The sequence below is a fragment of the Salmonella sp. WC3 genome (genome assembly GCF_042932255.1).
Taxonomy (GTDB): domain Bacteria; phylum Pseudomonadota; class Gammaproteobacteria; order Enterobacterales; family Enterobacteriaceae; genus Salmonella; species Salmonella enterica.
The window spans coordinates 3,101,412-3,123,878 of sequence record NZ_CP170629.1; the positions used below are offsets into that span (position 1 = coordinate 3,101,412).

General features: G+C 50.5%; 15 protein-coding genes and 5 pseudogenes. 10 read left to right on the forward strand and 10 right to left on the reverse strand.

What is annotated here, in order from left to right; translation table 11 throughout:
• The first annotated feature begins 256 nt into the window (after positions 1-256).
• The 10 genes and pseudogenes from mdtA to ACFK9X_RS15335 all read left to right on the forward strand — a co-directional run bounded on the left by mdtA (position 257) and on the right by ACFK9X_RS15335 (position 16,265).
• Positions 257-1,498, forward strand: a complete 1,242-nt coding sequence (gene mdtA / locus ACFK9X_RS15290) for a multidrug efflux RND transporter subunit MdtA (RefSeq protein ID WP_000678816.1) — start codon at positions 257-259, stop codon at positions 1,496-1,498.
• Positions 1,498-4,620, forward strand: a complete 3,123-nt coding sequence (gene mdtB, locus ACFK9X_RS15295; RefSeq protein ID WP_001197797.1) for a multidrug efflux RND transporter permease subunit MdtB — start codon at positions 1,498-1,500, stop codon at positions 4,618-4,620. Before mdtA ends, mdtB begins: the two co-directional genes overlap by 1 nt.
• Positions 4,621-7,701, forward strand: a complete 3,081-nt coding sequence (mdtC, locus tag ACFK9X_RS15300; protein ID WP_151116919.1) for a multidrug efflux RND transporter permease subunit MdtC — start codon at positions 4,621-4,623, stop codon at positions 7,699-7,701.
• Positions 7,698-9,110: pseudogene (locus ACFK9X_RS15305) on the forward strand (MFS transporter). The gene mdtC and the pseudogene ACFK9X_RS15305 overlap by 4 nt, the downstream one beginning before the upstream one ends.
• Entirely contained in the window at positions 9,110-10,513 is a 1,404-nt protein-coding gene (gene baeS / locus ACFK9X_RS15310) for a two-component system sensor histidine kinase BaeS (RefSeq protein ID WP_000870081.1), read from the forward strand. The pseudogene ACFK9X_RS15305 and the gene baeS overlap by 1 nt, the downstream one beginning before the upstream one ends.
• Entirely contained in the window at positions 10,510-11,232 is a 723-nt protein-coding gene (gene baeR, locus ACFK9X_RS15315) for a two-component system response regulator BaeR (protein ID WP_000137852.1), read from the forward strand. The genes baeS and baeR overlap by 4 nt, the downstream gene beginning before the upstream one ends.
• Before the next feature lie 268 nt (positions 11,233-11,500).
• Complete coding sequence (locus ACFK9X_RS15320) at positions 11,501-12,703, forward strand: PcfJ domain-containing protein (protein ID WP_151116922.1); 1,203 nt, start codon at positions 11,501-11,503, stop codon at positions 12,701-12,703.
• Positions 12,703-13,419, forward strand: coding sequence for a DUF1266 domain-containing protein (locus ACFK9X_RS15325; protein WP_000498586.1), 717 nt, complete (start codon positions 12,703-12,705; stop codon positions 13,417-13,419). Before ACFK9X_RS15320 ends, ACFK9X_RS15325 begins: the two co-directional genes overlap by 1 nt.
• A gap of 10 nt (positions 13,420-13,429) precedes the next feature.
• Positions 13,430-15,541 carry a DUF4034 domain-containing protein gene (locus tag ACFK9X_RS15330; RefSeq protein ID WP_151116923.1) on the forward strand — a complete coding sequence of 704 codons (2,112 nt, stop codon included), beginning with the start codon at positions 13,430-13,432 and terminating at the stop codon, positions 15,539-15,541.
• A gap of 4 nt (positions 15,542-15,545) precedes the next feature.
• A complete protein-coding gene (locus ACFK9X_RS15335; protein WP_058107178.1) occupies positions 15,546-16,265 on the forward strand; it encodes a tetratricopeptide repeat protein in 720 nt (239 codons plus the stop codon).
• Between the two features lie 130 nt (positions 16,266-16,395).
• On the opposite strand, the gene ACFK9X_RS15340 is transcribed toward ACFK9X_RS15335, so the two are convergent.
• From ACFK9X_RS15340 to ACFK9X_RS15385, 10 genes and pseudogenes are all read right to left on the reverse strand, one after another.
• A complete protein-coding gene (locus ACFK9X_RS15340) occupies positions 16,396-16,941 on the reverse strand; it encodes a hypothetical protein (RefSeq protein WP_058108601.1) in 546 nt (181 codons plus the stop codon).
• A gap of 294 nt (positions 16,942-17,235) precedes the next feature.
• A pseudogene (locus tag ACFK9X_RS15345) lies at positions 17,236-17,436 on the reverse strand (IS1-like element transposase); the annotation flags it as partial.
• A gap of 139 nt (positions 17,437-17,575) precedes the next feature.
• Positions 17,576-18,073 carry a hypothetical protein gene (locus ACFK9X_RS15350; RefSeq protein WP_225321142.1) on the reverse strand — a complete coding sequence of 166 codons (498 nt, stop codon included), beginning with the start codon at positions 18,071-18,073 and terminating at the stop codon, positions 17,576-17,578.
• A 199-nt stretch (positions 18,074-18,272) separates the two neighbouring features.
• Positions 18,273-18,650 carry a hypothetical protein gene (locus tag ACFK9X_RS15355; protein ID WP_151116925.1) on the reverse strand — a complete coding sequence of 126 codons (378 nt, stop codon included), beginning with the start codon at positions 18,648-18,650 and terminating at the stop codon, positions 18,273-18,275.
• Positions 18,651-19,021: 371 nt separating this feature from the next.
• Positions 19,022-19,456, reverse strand: coding sequence for a sel1 repeat family protein (locus tag ACFK9X_RS15360; protein ID WP_024158441.1), 435 nt, complete (start codon positions 19,454-19,456; stop codon positions 19,022-19,024).
• Positions 19,457-19,482: 26 nt separating this feature from the next.
• A pseudogene (locus ACFK9X_RS15365) lies at positions 19,483-19,768 on the reverse strand (RHS repeat-associated core domain-containing protein); the annotation flags it as partial.
• Between the two features lie 117 nt (positions 19,769-19,885).
• Positions 19,886-20,227 (reverse strand): hypothetical protein, encoded by a 342-nt coding sequence (locus ACFK9X_RS15370; RefSeq protein WP_024158440.1) that lies wholly within the window; start codon positions 20,225-20,227, stop codon positions 19,886-19,888.
• 506 nt (positions 20,228-20,733) lie between these two features.
• Positions 20,734-20,916: pseudogene (locus ACFK9X_RS15375) on the reverse strand (RHS repeat-associated core domain-containing protein); the annotation flags it as partial.
• Positions 20,917-21,000: 84 nt separating this feature from the next.
• On the reverse strand, positions 21,001-21,369 hold the full coding sequence (locus tag ACFK9X_RS15380; protein ID WP_017466204.1) for a hypothetical protein: 369 nt from the start codon (positions 21,367-21,369) through the stop codon (positions 21,001-21,003).
• Positions 21,370-21,688: 319 nt separating this feature from the next.
• Positions 21,689-22,039: pseudogene (locus tag ACFK9X_RS15385) on the reverse strand (RHS repeat-associated core domain-containing protein); the annotation flags it as partial.
• Between the last annotated feature and the right edge of the window lie 428 nt (positions 22,040-22,467).

Genomic DNA, 22,467 nt, shown 5'->3' on the forward strand with positions numbered 1-22,467 from the left:
CTCGGGAGGGGCTTTCCCGTTTCAGCGTCCTGCTGAAATCGGTGGCTTACCTTCATTGCCGTGCCGCCACTTTACCGCACTCCGGCGCGTTAACGATTTTCACCGATGAGAGTTGCGTAGCGCCTCGCAAAGCGAGTCGCCATTCAGAATAATCCCGACCGTGTTCCATAATTCCTCCATTTTTCTCCCTTCCCTGCTGACTACAATAGAGGAAGCAACATTCCGCAAAACGTTTCAGGATGAGAAACTTATACCGATGAAAGGCAGTAATACTTTCCGCTGGGCAATAGCGATTGGGGTTGTAGTGGCCGCCGCCGCATTCTGGTTCTGGCATAGCCGTAGCGAAAGCCCGACCGCCGCGCCGGGCGTCGCCGCGCAAGCGCCGCATACCGCCGCCGCAGGTCGCCGCGGTATGCGCGACGGCCCTCTGGCGCCGGTACAGGCCGCGACCGCGACCACGCAGGCCGTACCGCGCTATCTGAGCGGGCTGGGTACCGTGACCGCCGCGAATACCGTTACGGTGCGTAGCCGCGTGGATGGTCAACTCATCGCCCTGCACTTTCAGGAAGGTCAGCAGGTCAACGCAGGCGATCTGCTGGCGCAAATCGATCCCAGCCAGTTTAAGGTCGCCCTGGCGCAGGCTCAGGGACAGTTGGCGAAAGATAACGCTACGCTGGCGAATGCGCGTCGTGATCTGGCGCGCTATCAGCAACTGGCAAAAACCAATCTGGTTTCCCGTCAGGAACTGGATGCGCAACAGGCGCTGGTCAACGAAACCCAGGGAACCATTAAAGCGGATGAAGCCAATGTCGCCAGCGCGCAGTTACAGCTCGACTGGAGTCGTATCACGGCCCCGGTCTCGGGACGCGTGGGTCTGAAACAGGTGGATGTCGGCAACCAGATTTCCAGCAGCGATACCGCAGGTATTGTCGTCATTACGCAAACGCACCCGATTGATCTCATTTTTACTCTGCCGGAAAGCGATATCGCGACCGTGGTTCAGGCGCAGAAAGCGGGGAAAACGCTGGTCGTAGAAGCCTGGGATCGGACTAACTCGCACAAATTGAGCGAAGGTGTGTTGCTCAGTCTGGACAACCAGATTGATCCCACAACGGGAACTATCAAAATTAAAGCGCGCTTTACCAATCAGGACGATACGCTGTTCCCCAATCAATTTGTGAACGCCCGGATGCTGGTCGATACCGAACAAAATGCCGTTGTGGTGCCTGCCGCGGCGGTGCAAATGGGCAATGAGGGCCACTTTGTGTGGGTGCTGAACGACGAAAATAACGTCAGCAAGAAGCGGGTAAAAATCGGTATTCAGGATAACCGAAACGTGGTGATCAGCGCTGGCTTGTCGGCAGGCGATCGCGTCGTTACCGATGGTATTGATCGGCTGACGGAAGGCGCAAAAGTCGAGGTCGTTGAGCCGCAAACCACCGTGGCGGATGAAAAATCCCCTTCCCGCCATGAAGGTCAAAAAGGAGCGCGCGCCTGATGCAGGTATTACCTCCGGGCAGCACGGGCGGCCCCTCGCGTCTGTTTATTCTGCGCCCCGTGGCCACCACTCTGCTGATGGCGGCGATTTTACTCGCCGGGATTATCGGCTATCGCTTCCTGCCCGTCGCCGCTTTGCCGGAGGTCGACTACCCCACTATTCAGGTTGTTACGCTCTACCCTGGCGCCAGCCCGGATGTCATGACCTCCGCCGTCACCGCGCCGCTTGAGCGCCAGTTCGGCCAGATGTCAGGACTGAAGCAGATGTCGTCGCAAAGCTCCGGCGGCGCGTCGGTGGTAACGCTACAGTTTCAGTTGACGCTGCCGCTGGACGTTGCCGAGCAGGAAGTACAGGCGGCGATTAACGCAGCCACCAATTTATTGCCTTCCGACCTGCCGAATCCGCCGATTTATAGCAAAGTCAATCCGGCGGACCCGCCGATTATGACGCTTGCCGTCACCTCAAACGCGATGCCAATGACTCAGGTAGAGGACATGGTAGAAACCCGAGTGGCGCAGAAGATCTCGCAGGTCTCCGGCGTCGGACTGGTGACGCTTGCCGGCGGGCAGCGCCCTGCAGTACGCGTAAAACTGAATGCTCAGGCTGTCGCCGCGCTCGGTCTGACCAGCGAAACGGTCCGTACCGCAATTACCGGCGCCAACGTCAACTCGGCGAAAGGCAGTCTGGATGGCCCCGAACGGGCGGTGACGCTTTCTGCTAACGATCAGATGCAGTCTGCCGACGAATACCGCAGGCTTATCATCGCGTATCAAAACGGCGCGCCGGTACGGTTGGGCGATGTCGCCACCGTCGAACAGGGGGCGGAAAATAGCTGGCTCGGCGCATGGGCGAATCAAGCGCCGGCTATCGTGATGAACGTTCAACGCCAGCCCGGCGCCAATATCATTGCGACAGCGGACAGCATTCGCCAGATGCTGCCCCAGCTTACCGAAAGCCTGCCAAAATCGGTGAAGGTCACGGTCCTGTCCGATCGCACCACCAATATTCGCGCTTCCGTGCGCGATACCCAGTTTGAACTGATGCTGGCGATCGCGCTGGTCGTCATGATTATCTATCTGTTTTTACGTAATATTCCCGCCACAATTATTCCCGGCGTCGCCGTACCGCTGTCGCTTATCGGCACCTTTGCGGTGATGGTGTTTTTGGATTTTTCCATTAATAACCTGACGCTGATGGCGCTCACTATCGCCACGGGTTTCGTGGTGGACGATGCGATTGTGGTGATCGAGAACATCTCGCGCTACATCGAAAAAGGAGAAAAACCGCTGGCGGCGGCGCTCAAAGGCGCGGGCGAAATCGGCTTTACCATTATTTCCCTCACCTTTTCACTGATTGCGGTGCTGATCCCGTTGCTCTTTATGGGCGATATTGTTGGTCGACTGTTCCGCGAATTTGCGGTGACGTTGGCGGTAGCGATTTTAATCTCCGCCGTCGTCTCTTTGACGCTCACGCCCATGATGTGCGCGCGTATGCTCAGCCAGCAGTCTCTGCGTAAACAAAACCGCTTTTCCCGCGCCTGCGAGCGGATGTTTGACCGCGTGATCGCCAGCTACGGACGTGGATTAGCGAAAGTGCTCAACCATCCGTGGCTTACATTGAGCGTGGCATTCGCCACGCTCCTGCTCAGCGTTATGCTGTGGATAGTCATTCCGAAAGGGTTCTTTCCGGTACAGGATAACGGCATTATCCAGGGAACGCTGCAGGCGCCGCAATCGTCATCGTATGCCAGTATGGCGCAACGTCAGCGCCAGGTGGCGGAGCGGATATTACAGGACCCGGCGGTGCAAAGCCTGACGACTTTTGTTGGCGTAGACGGCGCTAACCCCACGCTGAATAGCGCGCGCCTGCAAATTAACCTCAAGCCGCTGGATGCGCGTGATGACCGCGTGCAGCAGGTGATCTCCCGGCTGCAAACCGCCGTGGCGACGATTCCCGGCGTGGCGCTGTATCTCCAGCCGACGCAGGATTTAACCATCGACACGCAGGTCAGCCGCACGCAGTATCAGTTTACCCTGCAGGCCACGACGCTCGATGCGCTCAGCCACTGGGTGCCAAAACTGCAGAACGCGCTACAGTCGTTACCACAGCTTTCCGAGGTAAGCAGCGACTGGCAAGATCGGGGATTAGCGGCCTGGGTGAATGTCGACCGCGACAGCGCCAGCCGTCTGGGTATCAGCATGGCGGATGTGGATAACGCACTCTACAACGCGTTCGGACAACGCCTGATTTCAACGATTTATACCCAGGCGAACCAGTACCGTGTCGTGCTGGAACATAATACCGCCAGCACGCCGGGCCTGGCGGCGCTGGAGACGATTCGCCTGACGAGCCGCGACGGCGGCACCGTACCGCTCAGCGCGATTGCCCGCATTGAGCAGCGCTTCGCTCCGCTCTCCATCAATCATTTAGATCAGTTCCCGGTTACGACATTTTCGTTTAACGTGCCGGAGGGCTATTCGCTCGGCGATGCGGTGCAGGCGATTCTCGATACGGAAAAAACGCTCGCCCTGCCAGCGGATATTACAACGCAGTTTCAGGGCAGTACGCTCGCCTTCCAGGCGGCGCTGGGCAGCACCGTCTGGCTTATTGTCGCCGCCGTGGTGGCGATGTATATCGTGCTCGGCGTGCTGTATGAGAGTTTTATCCATCCGATCACGATTCTCTCAACGCTGCCTACGGCGGGCGTCGGCGCGCTACTGGCGCTGATCATCGCTGGTAGCGAGCTCGATATTATCGCCATTATCGGCATTATTTTGCTGATCGGCATCGTGAAGAAAAACGCCATCATGATGATTGACTTCGCCCTCGCCGCTGAACGCGAACAGGGGATGAGTCCGCGCGACGCTATCTTCCAGGCCTGTCTGCTGCGTTTTCGACCGATTCTGATGACCACGCTGGCGGCATTGCTCGGGGCATTGCCATTAATGTTGAGTACCGGCGTTGGCGCGGAATTACGTCGCCCGTTGGGGATCGCGATGGTGGGCGGCCTACTGGTCAGCCAGGTATTAACTCTGTTTACCACACCAGTGATTTATCTCCTGTTTGACCGCCTGTCGCTGTACGTGAAAAGTCGCTTTCCGCGCCATAAAGAGGAGGCGTAGATGCGCTTTTTCGCCCTTTTCATCTACCGCCCGGTCGCCACCATTTTGATTGCCGCCGCCATTACGCTGTGTGGCATTCTGGGCTTTCGTCTGCTGCCGGTCGCCCCGCTGCCGCAGGTTGATTTCCCGGTGATTATGGTTAGCGCCTCGCTGCCGGGCGCCTCGCCGGAAACCATGGCTTCGTCAGTGGCGACGCCGTTGGAACGCTCTTTGGGACGCATTGCAGGCGTCAATGAAATGACTTCCAGCAGCTCGCTCGGCAGTACGCGCATTATTCTCGAATTTAATTTCGATCGTGATATTAACGGCGCGGCGCGCGACGTGCAGGCCGCCATTAACGCCGCGCAAAGCTTGTTGCCAGGCGGAATGCCCAGCCGCCCGACTTATCGCAAGGCCAACCCGTCCGACGCGCCGATTATGATTTTAACGCTCACCTCGGAGAGCTGGTCACAGGGCAAACTGTATGATTTCGCCTCTACCCAACTGGCGCAAACCATCGCGCAAATTGACGGCGTCGGCGATGTTGACGTCGGCGGCAGCTCCCTGCCCGCAGTACGTGTAGGCTTAAACCCGCAGGCGCTCTTTAACCAGGGCGTCTCGCTGGATGAGGTCCGCGAAACGATCGACAGCGCCAACGTACGCCGACCGCAAGGCGCAATTGAAGATAGCGTCCACCGCTGGCAAATCCAGACCAACGACGAACTGAAAACCGCCGCCGAATATCAGCCGCTGATTATTCACTATAACAACGGCGCGGCGGTACGCCTGGGCGACGTCGCCAGCGTCACCGACTCGGTGCAGGATGTCCGTAACGCCGGGATGACGAACGCTAAACCCGCTATTTTGTTGATGATCCGCAAGCTGCCGGAGGCCAACATTATTCAGACGGTCGACGGCATCCGGGCAAAACTGCCGGAACTGCGGGCAATGATCCCCGCCGCTATCGATTTACAAATCGCCCAGGATCGTTCGCCGACGATTCGCGCGTCGCTGCAAGAGGTAGAAGAGACACTGGCTATCTCTGTTGCGCTGGTGATCCTGGTGGTGTTTTTATTCCTGCGCTCCGGGCGAGCCACGCTAATTCCCGCCGTCGCCGTTCCCGTTTCGCTCATCGGCACCTTCGCCGCCATGTATCTGTGCGGCTTCAGCCTCAACAATCTGTCGCTGATGGCGCTGACTATCGCGACCGGATTTGTCGTTGATGATGCCATTGTGGTGCTGGAAAATATCGCCCGCCATCTGGAGGCGGGAATGAAACCTTTGCAGGCGGCATTACAGGGTACGCGGGAAGTCGGGTTTACGGTCATCTCCATGAGTCTGTCGCTGGTGGCGGTATTTCTGCCGCTGCTGTTAATGGGCGGCCTGCCAGGGCGATTATTACGGGAATTCGCCGTTACCCTCTCGGTGGCGATTAGCATATCGCTGGTGGTCTCGCTCACGCTGACGCCGATGATGTGCGGCTGGATGCTTAAATCAAGTAAACCGCGCACCCAACCGCGTAAACGGGGCGTTGGCCGTTTGCTGGTCGCCTTGCAACAGGGTTACGGCACGTCGTTAAAATGGGTACTTAACCATACGCGTCTTGTCGGGGTGGTTTTTCTTGGCACCATTGCGCTGAACATCTGGCTTTATATCGCCATCCCTAAAACATTCTTTCCGGAGCAGGACACCGGCGTGTTGATGGGCGGTATTCAGGCTGACCAGAGCATCTCTTTCCAGGCCATGCGCGGCAAGCTGCAGGATTTTATGAAAATTATTCGCGACGATCCGGCGGTGAATAATGTCACTGGTTTTACCGGCGGCTCGCGGGTGAATAGCGGCATGATGTTTATTACGCTGAAGCCGCGCGGCGAGCGCAAAGAGACGGCGCAGCAAATCATTGATCGACTGCGGGTCAAACTGGCAAAAGAACCCGGCGCCAGGCTGTTTCTGATGGCTGTACAGGATATTCGCGTCGGCGGGCGGCAGGCTAACGCCAGTTACCAATATACGTTGCTGTCTGACTCTCTGGCGGCGCTGCGCGAGTGGGAGCCGAAAATACGCAAAGCGCTCTCGGCCCTGCCGCAACTGGCGGACGTAAACTCCGATCAGCAGGATAACGGCGCGGAGATGAACCTTATCTACGACCGCGACACCATGTCACGGCTGGGTATTGATGTTCAGGCCGCAAACAGTCTGTTAAATAATGCTTTCGGCCAGCGGCAAATTTCCACCATTTATCAGCCGATGAACCAGTATAAAGTGGTGATGGAAGTCGATCCGCGCTATAGCCAGGATATCAGCGCGCTGGAGAAAATGTTTGTTATCAACAGCGACGGAAAAGCGATCCCCCTCTCTTATTTCGCCCAATGGCGGCCCGCCAATGCGCCGCTGTCGGTGAACCATCAGGGACTTTCCGCGGCGTCCACGATTGCCTTTAACCTGCCGACCGGAACATCGTTATCGCAGGCGACGGAGGCCATTAATCGCACTATGACGCAGCTTGGCGTCCCCCCGACGGTACGCGGCAGTTTTTCCGGAACGGCGCAAGTGTTCCAGCAGACCATGAATTCGCAGCTTATTTTGATAGTGGCGGCGATCGCTACCGTCTACATTGTGCTGGGGATACTGTACGAAAGTTACGTCCATCCGCTGACCATTCTCTCTACTCTGCCATCGGCGGGCGTTGGGGCGCTTCTGGCGCTGGAGCTCTTCAATGCCCCTTTCAGCCTAATCGCCCTGATAGGGATCATGCTATTAATTGGCATTGTGAAGAAAAACGCCATTATGATGGTCGATTTTGCGCTTGAAGCGCAACGAAGCGGCGGCCTGACGCCGGAACAAGCCATTTTCCAGGCCTGCTTGTTACGCTTCCGTCCAATAATGATGACCACGCTGGCGGCGCTGTTCGGCGCACTGCCATTGGTGTTATCTGGCGGAGACGGTTCGGAATTACGGCAGCCGCTGGGGATAACCATTGTCGGCGGTTTGGTCATGAGCCAGCTCCTGACGCTCTATACCACGCCGGTGGTGTACCTCTTTTTCGATCGTCTGCGGCTGCGTTTTTCGCGTAAAAATAGCAAACCGGTAGTAGAGATATGACAGAACTTCCTGACAACACCCGCTGGCAACTCTGGATTGTGGCATTCGGCTTTTTTATGCAGTCGCTGGATACCACCATCGTCAACACTGCGCTGCCCTCCATGGCGAAAAGCCTGGGGGAAAGCCCGCTGCATATGCACATGGTAGTGGTGTCATATGTTCTTACCGTCGCCGTGATGCTCCCCGCCAGCGGCTGGCTGGCAGACAAAATCGGCGTGCGTAATATTTTCTTTGCCGCCATTGTGCTGTTCACGCTGGGTTCGCTGTTTTGCGCCCTTTCCGGCACGCTTAATCAACTGGTATTAGCGCGGGTTTTACAAGGCGTAGGCGGCGCGATGATGGTGCCGGTCGGACGCCTGACGGTCATGAAAATCGTGCCGCGCGCGCAATATATGGCGGCGATGACCTTCGTCACCCTACCGGGACAGATCGGGCCGTTACTCGGCCCCGCGCTGGGCGGGGTGCTGGTGGAATATGCTTCATGGCACTGGATCTTTCTGATCAATATCCCGGTGGGAATTGTCGGCGCTATGGCGACCTTTATGCTGATGCCAAACTACACCATAGAGACCCGGCGCTTTGATCTGCCGGGGTTCCTGCTGTTAGCTATCGGCATGGCGGTACTCACGCTGGCGCTGGACGGTAGTAAAAGCATGGGGATCTCGCCCTGGACATTAGCCGGACTTGCTGCGGGCGGCGCAGCAGCCATTCTGCTCTATCTCTTCCATGCCAAAAAAAACTCAGGCGCGTTATTCAGCCTGCGATTGTTCCGCACGCCCACGTTTTCACTGGGGTTGCTGGGCAGTTTTGCCGGGCGTATCGGCAGCGGTATGCTGCCGTTTATGACGCCGGTCTTTTTGCAAATTGGTCTTGGTTTTTCACCGTTTCATGCCGGTTTGATGATGATCCCCATGGTGCTGGGCAGCATGGGAATGAAGCGGATTGTGGTGCAGATAGTTAACCGTTTTGGCTATCGTCGGGTTCTGGTGGCGACCACGCTCGGACTGGCATTGGTTAGCCTGTTGTTTATGTCGGTCGCGCTGCTCGGCTGGTATTATCTCCTGCCGCTGGTACTGCTTTTGCAGGGAATGGTGAACTCGGCGCGCTTTTCTTCCATGAATACCTTAACGCTAAAAGACCTTCCCGATACGCTGGCCAGCAGCGGCAATAGCTTATTATCGATGATTATGCAGCTCTAGATGAGTATTGGCGTCACTATTGCCGGAATGCTGCTGGGTATGTTTGGCCAACAGCATATCGGGATAGACAGTAGCGCCACACATCACGTCTTTATGTACACCTGGTTATGTATGGCGGTTATTATCGCGCTACCGACGATAATTTTTGCCCGCGTGCCGAACGATACACAGCAAAACATGGTCATTTCACGGCGTAAAAGGAGCCTGTAATGAAAGTCTGGCGGCCCGGAATCACCGGCAAGCTGTTTCTGGCGATTTTCGCCACCTGCATCGTGCTGCTGATCAGTATGCATTGGGCCGTGCGCGTCAGTTTTGAACGCGGATTTATTGACTATATCAAACACGGCAACGAGCAGCGGCTACAAATGCTGGGCGATGCGCTGGGCGACCAGTACCAGCAACACGGCAACTGGCGTTTTTTACGCAACAACGATCGCTTCGTTTTCCAGATTCTGCGTTCATTTGAGCATGACAACGACCGGGATAAACCCGGCCCCGGTATGCCGCCGCACGGTTGGCGCACCCAGTTCTGGGTCGTCGATCAAAATGGCCGGGTGCTGGTCGGCCCACGCGGTCCGGTGCCGCATGACGGTACTCGCCGCCCCATTCTGGTCAATGGCGTCGAAGTCGGCGCGATTATCGCCTCGCCTGTCGAGCGGCTGACGCGCAATACGGATATTAATTTTGATATGCAGCAGCGGCGCGCCAGTTGGATGATCGTGGCGTTATCAACGTTGCTGGCCGCGCTGGCGACATTTTTGCTGGCGCGTGGCCTGCTCGCCCCGGTCAAACGGTTGGTCGAGGGTACGCACAGGCTGGCGGCGGGGGATTTTACCACGCGCGTGACCCCAACCAGCGCCGATGAGCTGGGAAAACTGGCGCAGGACTTTAACCAGCTTGCCAGCACGCTGGAAAAAAACCAGCAGATGCGCCGCGACTTTATGGCGGATATTTCCCACGAACTGCGCACGCCGCTGGCGGTATTGCGCGGCGAACTGGAAGCCATTCAGGATGGCGTTCGCCAGTTCACGCCAGAATCGGTTACCTCGCTACAGGCGGAAGTCGGTACGCTTACCAAACTGGTTGACGACCTGCATCAGCTGTCGTTGTCTGACGAAGGCGCGCTGGCTTACCAAAAAACGACCGTCGATCTTGTTCCCCTGTTGGAAGTCGCTGGCGGCGCGTTCAGAGAGCGCTTTACCAGCCGGGGGCTAACGCTACATTACGCGTTGCCGGATAGCATGACCGTCTTCGGCGACCCGGATCGCCTGATGCAACTGTTTAATAATCTGCTGGAAAACAGTTTGCGCTACACCGACAGCGGCGGCGGCCTGCATATTTCCGCCGAACAACGCGACAAATCATTATTCCTGACCTTTGCCGATTCTGCACCGGGCGTCAGCGATGAGCAGTTACAAAAGCTTTTTGACCGTTTTTACCGCACGGAAGTGTCCCGTAACCGCGCCAGCGGCGGTTCTGGACTGGGGCTGGCGATATGCGTCAATATTGTACACGCGCATAACGGTCATCTTCACGCCGCTCATTCGCCTTTTGGCGGGGTTAGCATTACAGTAGAGTTACCGCTGGATCGCGATTTACAGAGAGAAGTATGACTGAATTACCCATTGATGAAAACACGCCACGCATTTTGATTGTTGAAGATGAACCCAAGCTGGGTCAGCTGCTTATTGACTACTTACGCGCGGCGAGTTACGCCCCCACGCTCATCAATCATGGCGACAAGGTACTGCCGTATGTGCGTCAAACGCCGCCGGATCTAATCCTGCTGGATCTGATGCTGCCGGGTACCGATGGTCTGACGCTATGCCGGGAGATTCGCCGTTTTTCCGACATCCCCATTGTGATGGTCACAGCCAAAATTGAAGAGATCGACCGGCTGCTGGGGCTGGAAATCGGCGCCGATGATTATATCTGTAAGCCTTACAGCCCGCGCGAAGTCGTGGCCCGCGTGAAAACCATTTTGCGCCGCTGTAAACCACAGCGCGAACTCCAGCAGCAGGATGCCGAAAGCCCGTTAATGATTGATGAAAGCCGCTTTCAAGCCTCCTGGTGTGGTAAAGCGCTGGATTTAACCCCCGCTGAATTCCGTCTGCTAAAAACCTTATCGCTTGAACCGGGTAAAGTTTTTTCCCGCGAGCAGTTGTTAAACCACCTCTACGACGACTACCGTGTGGTGACCGACCGTACCATCGACAGCCATATTAAAAACCTGCGCCGTAAACTGGAATCGCTGGATGCCGAACAGTCATTTATACGCGCGGTGTACGGTGTAGGGTATCGCTGGGAAGCGGATGCGTGTCACCTGGTATAATGATTATTGGCATAACAATAACAAGGTCGTAAGACGATATTTTCCGCCAACGCTATTCTGGCGGAATTAACACACAGTCCTCTTTCCTTTGGCCGAGCGGTATCCCGAAAACCATGACGAACGCGATCGGGGACAATAAATTATTTGGCCGCTCTTTTTAGTTTACCGATATACTGTGAGTAGTTTTTTAAACTTATTGCGCATTAATTCATTAAGTGAATCTAAAAATACATAAACATAATACCAGCTTAATTATACATGGATTTTTATGACAGAAACGTCATCTCACCGCTATAAACCACGCAATATAATAAATGCGCCAAATGTAAAATCGTCTATTTTTTCCCGGAGCCAACAACGCGGCGACAGCGAGAATATCCAGCGCTGGTTAAGCAACCATTTTTATCGTTGGATCATTGGTGACTTTCCCCATGTTTATCCTGTGCGCTCCGTCGCCGATTATGCCGTTTATTTTAGCGCTGATGCAGAAATCCCCGCCTGGCTGGCGCCAAAGCTGGGTGGCGATGAGCGCTTTTACTACCTTAACGTTCAGCACCCGCAACTTGTGGCAATGGAAAGAGATTTAGTGGAATTTCTTTCGCGTCAGGAAGGAACGCGGCTGGAAACTAAACTGCAGCGCATCAACTGCTTTACCGTGCTGGCAATGCGCGAAGCGGAGCATCAAAAAATGCAGCGCCTGCGTGAACAAGGTTGGTATCCCTCCAACAGCGAGGCGCTAAAACCGGTGATGGCGGTGAATAACGGTGTACTGGTTGAGCTTGGTGCAACAAACCCCGGCCTGCGCAGTGAGATGGCGTATGAATCCTGGCATATGCAACACTGCGTCGGAGATTTTGATAATAAAGGCGCGCTTTCCGGCGGCTACGGCGATTACTACGCCCGGCAAATGGAACAACAAAAACTTCGCCTGTTCAGCCTGCGCGACGACAATAATATTCCCCACGTCACAATAAGCCTGGTGGTTGGTAATAACGGCCTGAGTATTGATCAGATTAAAGGTAAGCAAAATCGCCATCCTATTAAGAAATATGCTAACGATGTTTTATCTCTATTACGCCATCTGCAACCACTTCCTGAGCGCCACGCCGATTGCGAAGGGATGGGAATAGTTTATGAATCGACGCCGGAATATTCAGGTTGGAAATTTATTACGCATATTCATGACCTCAATTTTCTGCTCAATGTGCTGCATGACAATTTTCATTTAATGGAGCACTTCCCTACGCCTCCGGTGGCTTTACAGTGGCTGCTGCTGCACAGCGCCCCGGAGGCGCTGCGCTACCTTCAGGTTGTTGATCCTAACGTGGCGACGGCTGCGGAAATGCTGTTTCCACGACATGAATGGCACCCTACGCTTGCCGGAAAAAACACCAGTAGCGAACCTTTCGAAATTGAAAGCCTGACGCTACAAACCACGCGCTACCTCCCTGTCATCAAGGAGGTGCAATAATGTTCTGGATTGTTCTTATTATAGCCGCCCTATTTTTTAGCTGGCGCAACTACAAAAAAAACAAACCGCTGATTGCGGCCCGTATCGCCGAGGAGAAAGAAAAAGATCGTCTGAAGGATCTGCGTCGCGATACCCGACGGCGGCAATGGGCGCTGGCGCTAGCTGATATCCTCGCCCGGCGCAACGGGCTACCGATCAAAGGCGTTGAGCTGGTCTTCAAACTTGACGATGACAAACGCCGCTATCTGGCGCAGCAGGTAAAAAAAGAGCTGGGCTTGAGCGAAAACCTCGACGGCGCGGCGTTACGCCACAAGGTTGAGGATATCTTACGCCGCTGGCCTGCGGGCATCGGCAGCTCGCCGCGCACGTTTTATCATCATCTGGCGGCCCAGGGCCAGGTCCGCGACGCGCTGGCTTTCGACTGCATGCGCACCGCCTTTCTGACCCGCTGTATCGCCGGGCTCGGCTGGTGCGACGTACATCAGGCCTGGCTGGTGTTATTACTTAACGCCCAGCGCGCTCAGGACTGTTTTGATTCCTGGGAGGATTACGCCACCGCCTACGTTCGCGCCCGCCGGGTATGGCTCACGCTACGTGACACGCCAACAGCGCTTGCCGGACGGGATTTACAGGAAGCCACCCATTATTTGCAAGACCCGGTCAGCCGCTGGCGACAACTGCCGTGGAATGAATTCAAAATTTTCGAGCCGATTTAAAGGACGCTTTATGGAACAGGATGATCGTCTGCTCAACGCTATGTTTGAGATGTGCAACCACAAAAATCCCCTCAATGACGGGCAACGCGAATGGCATATCGCCGATATTCCCGGCCTGCTGCGCGAAGAACGCTATGACGAACTGGACGAACGCTACAACCAGGCGCTGACGGAGAGCTTTACCAGCCGCGAAGCGGAAAAGCGCTATTTCTTCGCCTGGAATCAAATGGACAACCCTTTTTACGATATGGACACGCTGGTTGAGGCTGGGCCGCAAGGATTAGCGCTGATCAAAAACTGGCAGCGCGCTCGTCCCCGCTCCACTCACGCCTGGCTTGCCGAGGCGCAATACTGGAATCACCGTGCGTGGCTTTACCGCAGCTATGGCTGGGCGAGAGAAACCACCCGAGCGATGTGGATCTGCGCCGCCGCCTGCAACGAACGGATGGTCATCGCCGCGCTCAATGCTATCGACTGTGAACCGCGCCAGTGGATGGCGGCGGCCCTGACCAGCACCAACTCAAAAGTCTTCGGCCAGCCCGACTGGCTGGTTGAGTTCCTCGTGGGCGCGGATGTTGCCGGGCAGCCATTAATGGAAGATCTGGCTGAATATCATCGCCATTCACCGCAGGAGGTGGACGCTCTGATGGCCCATTCCGGGCTGTCGTTTGCCGACGCGGTTTGCCCAAATTTGCCGCGCCCGTCCGTGCTGCCGGAGTGCAATGACTATGCCGGGCAAAAATACTGGCTCGCCGTCTGCCTGGCTATTTTCCCGACGGCATTTTACGTGCTGGATGAATATATCCCGTTTCGTATGCCACGCTGGAGAGGGTCTCACGAGGAAATCCGCGAATTTCTGGAATCAAGCGTATGCGATCACCTTTCTGCCGCAGAACGTGAACATCTGGAGCTATTAATCTGGTGGGACGATCACCGCGATCTGCGCATTAAAGAGGTTGACTCCCCGGCAGAACAGAAACGCATTATCGCCAAAGCCGAAGAGATTAGCCTGCGAGCGCATATCCAGGAATCTCGCCACAACGCGCTGGAGTGGCTGCGGGTCTGCTATAGCGATCTGGACGATAATGACGCGCTCTGGCGAACCCTTCAGCGTTCGATCGTGGAAAAAGTTAAACTCAACAATTACTTCTCTGATGACACGATAAAGTTCGCCCTGCGCGATTTTCCTGACACCTGGTGGATGTATAATTTTCTCTGTCAGAATGCGCAGCAAACGGAATTCGCAGTGCCGAAAATCCGTCGTGGCTACTTTCAGTACGCCGGGCTATTGGGTTTCGAAAAGGATGAGGCGCAAGGCCTCACCTGGCTCGATAGCGTCGCCGACATTCAATATAACCATAGCTGGCGGGCGGCGATTAAAAATTTCAACTGGTTCGGGCTCCCGGAACATTTCGTGCCCCTGGCAGAGCTGGGCGCACAAAGAAATATACCCGCCGCGCTAAACCTGCTGGGCCTTGAACACAATAATAAAGAGAACAACGGCCTACTACCTTACGATCCTGCCATCGCGTTAGGGTATTTTCAGCGCGCGGCGGAGATTTTGCACCGGCAGTTAGCGCTGCGCGAGAGCACTCCGTACAAATTAATAGATAACGGAGGCTATACCGACTATGAAAATGACCTGCAAAATATTCATTTCAGCATCGGCGTCTGCAACCAGCGTCTGAGTAAACAAGAACCTGATACCGAAAAACGTTCCGCTTATGAAAAAGAACTACTCGATAATCTCTGGCTGGCGCATCAGTTCGGGCATAAAGAGGCCTGGGGCTTGTTCCTGCTGAATATTTTTGAAGTGAAGGATATTACGCTGGCGCATAAGCATCTGGAACTGGTGCAACAAGAGGCCAACAAAGGCACGCTACATGCTATGGTGACCCTATCGCGCCTGCACGGTAATAAACACGATCGAACGCTGTTTAATATGAAGCTAAGCGCACGCTGGGCGCATTTTGCCTTCACACTTTACCCGGATAATGAAATCGTTATGGACTGCCTGGACCACCTGCATTTCGATTCTTTCTGGAAACGCTTTCGTTTCGCCTGGTATACCGTCCGTATCCCGAATTCAGAGCTGCCGGGACAGGTCAACTCAATGGTGTAAGGTGGTGATAATACAAAGAAAATCTCTATTTCTTTGCGCCCTGCTTCTACTCTGCGCCACCGCCAGGGCTGAAATTACGGAGCAGCAGATCGAGGCCGACTGCGCAAAAATTCCAGTTTTGGCCAGCCAGGGCGAACAGCTTTACAAGACCCAAAAGTATGCCAAAGCGCGCGACGCTTTTGAACAGCAGGCCGCATGGAGCGAAAGCTGCGCCCTTGACGACAGCGCCATCGCGACGGCCTACAACAACGTGGCGCTAACCTGGATACGCGAAGGCGAATGGCGTAAAGCCCGCGCCTGGCTGATGCTAAGGCCGAATGATAGCAAGTCGATCTACAACCTGAAACTGATCAAAGATAAGCTATCGGCCCTGCCGCCACCGGTTTTTGCGGCGGGTGAACACTGGCGCTATGCCGGGCGCGCCTCTTGGAACGTGCTTAGCGTGAAGGCATTACCCACCCCATCACGCTATCAGGTTAATTTTCAGGGTTACTGGTTCGGTTTAATGGGGATCTACTTCGGCCCCAATATCGGCGAGTTCTCCGCAACGGTAACGCTGGAAAACGATAAAACCATCGTGGCACTTCGGGAAGGCGATGATATTCACTGCGACATTTCGCTGGCTTTTTCTTCTGAAACCATTGATGCCAGCACCGATACGTTTGTGGACTGCGGTTTTGGCGCAAATGTCCGCGCCGACGGGCACTATCTGCGCGTTGAATAAATCTGGCGCGGAAACTGAAATTTTATGATTAACCTGAGATCAGTTGAAATTAACAATCTATTTATAATTCTCATAACGTTCCTCATTCTTTCCTGATATCCATATGACATTAACACCTCCATTACAATTATTAATGTCGTAAGCATGGTATATTTAACGCTCGCTTCTTTTTTTTACCCTGTGATACTTCATTTCTGGATATCAATTTGAACCGACCATTTTCCATTTGATATTGTTCCTTTATATAAATCTGAGGCGCCTGATCTTTAAACTTTATAGTTACAAGATGACCATCTTTGCTGTCTTCATACCACCTATATATAACATAACTATCAATGCTTATTGTGTAATCCTGACGAATGACAAAATCAGAAAAACGCACGATATCTTCATAAGCAAAAAAGCTACTAAGCAATAAAGCATCCACCAGGTTTCCTTTTGCATCATAACTATTTATTTGTACATTAAGCAATGACGTATCAGACTCTCCAATTTTATTATAAATTATCAATTTGTAAGTATTACCATCATGTTCAAAGTACCCTAATTCATAATAACGGACACCATCACCAATATACGGAGAAAGAAAATTCTCACCTTTTACCGGCACCTTAATTTCCTGTTGATTAAATAAGTTAGTTTTCTCTTTATATTCACTTGGTAATTTTAACTCCATTACATTATCATCGGAATTAATATCTTTATAATAACAAGCCAATTGTGCAAACTGCGTAGAAGCAACGCCTTACTCTTTTGAATATTACAACCAACACTTGTTAAAATAATGCCAAACAATATGGCCGAACGCAGTAAACATAAAGAAAAAGTTAATCTATAACTATTCATAGTCGGCATTAATATTGGGTTATATGTAGAAAACTATATAATAAAATATTGTCATCATGCATTATTGTATTTTTCAATTAAAAAACTCATGATATGATTGCTAAATAAGCGTCAATTATTAAGATGTGCAGATGACGGTGTTGATACCAATTTTTAGCGTTTTTGCTGTATCGCGCACGTCAGCACCATTAAAGGCCATATCAACAATGTGATCTTTGACGCCGGGCTTACGGGCTTCACAGGTATAAGACAACTGGAAAACGCGTCTACATGACCGGCAACGAAAGCGCTCGTGCCGGGAAGAACTATGACCATGACGATAAATTTCATCTGAATGACAACAGTAACCATAGAAAACCTAAAATAACAGTACATTACCATAAACTCTATCGATTGAAGGCATTACCCCTGCATCCTCCACAAAACGTTGCCCCGGAGGATGGAGTCGTTTACAAAACACCACATTATTCACACTTTATTCTTTCTGTACTATTTAAAGAACTTCCAAACTCATAAAAATCGTTCATATTAGTGATATAATCATGATAATTATCATCATTTAATTCACGTTCCTTCTGCATAACCAACGAAAACAATTCGCTGTCAGACTTAACATCATAGCAACCATGAACTGACATCACAGATAACAAATATATAATTGTCATTTTTTCAAAAGAGCTATTTGTGGTGGAAAGTTTGTCTCTCAATAGAGGAATAGCCTTCGATCCCATAGGGGCAATACCATCAGCCATCCATAATGGATATGGTCTTTTAGCACGCGTACCATAATAATAAAAATCATACCTTTTATCTAAAGGCAATCCCTTCATATACACCAAAACATCCTGGATAGAGTGCCCGTTGAGGGTACTCCTGACATATTCAGGAATGGAAGACTGGCAAGCTGTTATCGCCGCAACGAATGATATGACCATAATTATATAGAAAAATTTTTTTGACATAAATTATCACCTGCATCAGTTATTTTTTTCATATCAGATTTTATTTTATTCCCTGTCGCATAGGCATCCTTTTCAAAACCAATATTTCAAAGTCAGAAGAAATGCACGGCACGATAAGAACATTAGCTGGTATCTGACAATCAATCACTATCACTAAATTTGCGTCATTACCGGATTCTACATATTTAAATAAATACCGTCATGGTGTTCCAAAATTCCTCCAAGCCAGAGCATGTTCCTTAGATTTTACTCCCAATAACCCCTCTATTTCCCCCCATAAATATTGATTGGCGTCTGTCGATGTAACTATTGCCTCAACAAGACCTGTTGCTATGGCAGTGGCTAATTCATCATTATCTGAAGTTATTCCATCTTCAATATATTTAAATAATAACTCTTTTTTAACACAATCAAGTTCAGAAAATATCGCTACCAAAGACTTACCAATCTGCGAAAATAGCATAATCAACGGTGACTCATCAGGAATCCAATACTCATTAACGAACCCAATTGTTTCTGATATAGAGTCCGAAAAAGAACTAAATTTATCCACATAGTCAGCAATAATTTTATCCATTACTCTCCCCTTAAAGCTCGCTGTAAATCTTTCAATATATTCTCTGCCGCCGACCTTCTCACCAGTAGACAATTCATAAAGCACAGCGTCCGCAGTGCTTCTGCAAATAGTCCCGTTTTAGTTCAATGCATTTTTTGAGAGCCCGGCCAGATTGACCCTGGTTGAGTTGTATCCATTTCTTGTTTGGACCAACATCCCCCCCCCCAATGCTCTACTTTTCCATCAGAATATGGTCACAGTGGCAAAGGTGGAGTTTTCTCTCCGGCTCATGGTGTGGCTCCAGTTGCCCCGTCATCTGCTCCGGCGTCAGCCCGTCCCTCTTGACTAAAATTTACACAACCCATTGATAATAAAAAATATTTACATCATAGCTAATTCTTTAATTTTTTCAGTTCTTGTAGCTTGTTTTGAGCACCTATATCACCATTTTTTGAAGCCAATCCCATCCAATAAATAGCTTTGTCCAAATCATAATACTTTGAAAAGTCTGGGTTTGTATTGGATAAATAAATACCATAATTATATTGAGCTATGATATTTCCTTGAGATGCAGATATCTTCAAATACCTTAATTGTTCGTCAATGTTATTTATGGTGAAGCAATAATATTGATATAATCGAAATGATGCTTCCGAGTCTCCATCTTTCGATTTGTTTTCAAGCTCGAATTTTTGCTCATCCGTTAGATTATAGATGGTGGAAGTGGATTCCGACCTCCATTTATTATCGTCTTTAGACTTAGCCATTTTGCCACCAAATGTGTAAAATGATACTATTAACATTATAAATATAATAACAAATCGCATTTATTTCCTCATCATATAAATTTATTTTATATCTCCTGGTTTCTGAAGCGTTCCAGTGGTCGTTGATACGGGTTTAATCCCTCCATAAACCCTATCGGATCCTGCGTAATATATCTTCCCTGCCCCGGATTATAGTAACGGTGCCGATTATAATACAGCCCCCGATTCCTCATCATATTGCTGCCTCGGCAGCCGTATCAGTTGTTCCAGGTGATCCGGATTTTCCTGGCCCAATTGGTTTTCCCATTCATCATACTCCCCGCGCCACGCCACCGTATTGTCCGGGGTAATCAGCGCCCCCGCTAAACCCTGGACGATTTTCCCGCCCTTCATGGTCATGTCGTTCTGGCGCGCCGCTAGTTTTCCGCTCATCACTCAATTCCTTTTATTATTTAATTTGATGTGAGGAATAAGGTATGTACGTATTTATCACTTGTGATACTCCTCGTTTTTTATCATTTTCCCCACCAAAAAAAACCATTGAACATATCCACCAAATAAAAACCACCCCCATATTGCCACTGTCAAAACATATTCACTGTGAATGGTTGTAAAAATAAAACCAAAAGACAATAAAAATAAAAACAAAACAATAGCAAATATTATTCCTGTCGGAAATGATATTATTACCATCCCATACATCATAATACTATTCAGTTCACTTATATCGTAATTTGAATCTAACTGAGAAAGTCTAAGTAAAGAAACACATAATATAGAGATTGACATTGTTATCCAGATCATTTTTATACTTCTAATAAAGTGTTTCATTATAACACTCCAGTTAAAATAAATCTCATAAGCCGTCCTGCATTATTCCCGGAACATTTCATCTGACATATTTTTAAAGTATCATTAGACCAATCCTGACAATTATTGACCAATCCAAATTTCATCGGGAACATCCAGTCGGGTAATACGGTATAAAAAGGCCTTGCTCCTTTAAGTTTTTCTTTTAGGCAGCTTTAAATACAATCATTATCTGGTTCGACCGATTCGCACCGGCTAGCACCTTCTCTCGTATCGTTGCTCGCTTTTCCTGGTCCTAACATTCCATCAGTTGGCCATTCTCCTCGTTGATCCTGACTACCACAAACATATCCATTTTCCCCGTCAGGAACACAAAGATATTGATGATATAAAGGATTACCCCATATATCAGGGCCACTAGTTTCACCCGTACCTCCTAGTGAATGCAATGGTTTAGTACATTTTAGTGTTTCCAATCCTAATGGATCTATATCTGTGACCGGATTCAGCGGATATTTATAAAGGTTTCATCCCCCGGCTAATCCGATAGGATCCTGCGTGATATATATTCCCTATCCCGGATTGTAATAACGATTCCGGTTGTAATACAGCCCCGACTCCTCATCGTATTGCTGCTCCGGCAGCCGTATCACCTGCTCCAGGTGCTCAGGGTTTTCCTCACCCGACAGGTTTTCCCATTCATTAAATTCTACTAACTTATACAATACTTCTATTAACGCCGATTAACATCTGCGATAGTCTCTAATAACCACGATAATATAGGTGGTTTTTACCTACTGGTCACGATGCATGCCTCTACTGGCTCTCCTCGTTTGCTGCGTTTTTTCATCACGTAACTTTTCGATAAGGGCATCGACATCACGATCAAAGTGTGATGACTTTTTTATATATCGAATGATATCTTCCGATAAAAATTGGTCGGGATCAATAAGTGCCAACCTAACTAATTTCATCAATTCATCTTTAGATGGTTTCTTCTTTAACCACCAATGAAACGCGCCATTCCGATCATGATCCGAACTATCCTCATGACCAACCTCATATCCATTAAGTTGTTTTAAAAACAATAAATCAGGATACATATCAAGGTCTAACCACTCCATTGGAAAAGACATTAATGTTATAAACTCTATTTTGTTCATAAACCACCTTATTAAACAGGATCCGCACCAGTATATTTAATTTCTCCACCTAACCTTTCGAATATCTCACACATCGACACATCCCCACGCAAACACCCTTCTCAAGCAGCCCCCTTTGATATATATTGTAATAGTAAAAGGTCAGCACTTAATAACTTACCAAATTTAAAAATCATCTTCTGCCTGGCAGATAGAATTTTCTTACTTGCATCAGATAGTTTTCTACAAAATGAGCTTTGTTCCTTTGTCATTTTAGTTGAATCTGCTTCAGAAAGAGGTTTCCATGTATCGGTACTTACACGAGGACCATCATTTTTCGCTAAGTGAATATGATCTGGAGCATGGTCAGGCCGAGATCTGTGGCCTCTGGGCCAGGGCTCGCATGTACCGAAGTAGAACCATTAGCCCCAGGGATACCTTGTCCAATGTTAACCAGCCCCAAAGGGTCACTTCTGCTAATCGGATTTAGTGGATACTGGTACAGGTTCCATCCTCCCATCAGCCCAATCGGATCCTGCGTGATGTACCTTCCCTGTTCCGGATTGTAATAACGGTGCCGGTTGTAATACAGCCCCAATTCCTCATCATATTGCTGCCCCGGCAGCCGTATCACCTGCTCCAGGTGCGCCGGGTTTTCCTCACCCGACAGGTTTCCCCACTCACCATATTTCCGCACGTCGACAAAGTTATCTTAAATATCAGATCAGTCATGCCTATAGATTGTGTACCATGCGAAACATCGAGCCAACCTATCTGGAATATATGGAACATGATCTTTTACCCATTTTTCTATATTTTTTTCCTCTGATATTTCAGCCGCACCACTCCATATTGTGATAAAATCATCCTTAAACTCATCTCCAGAATAAAAAACAAACGCCTCATCGGCACCATATGTTTCTATATAGACGATTGAACTATTTTACTCTTTAAAAAATTCAAGTATATTTAATCGTTCTGTTTTTAGTTGCCTTTTGATATTATTTTGCAAAGAATCTCTTTGTGCAGCACTCAATTTATCAGACATATTAGTACATGGTGTTTTTGCAAATGAAAAACCACAAGCCAGGCAAAATACTAACGTACATTTAAGTATAT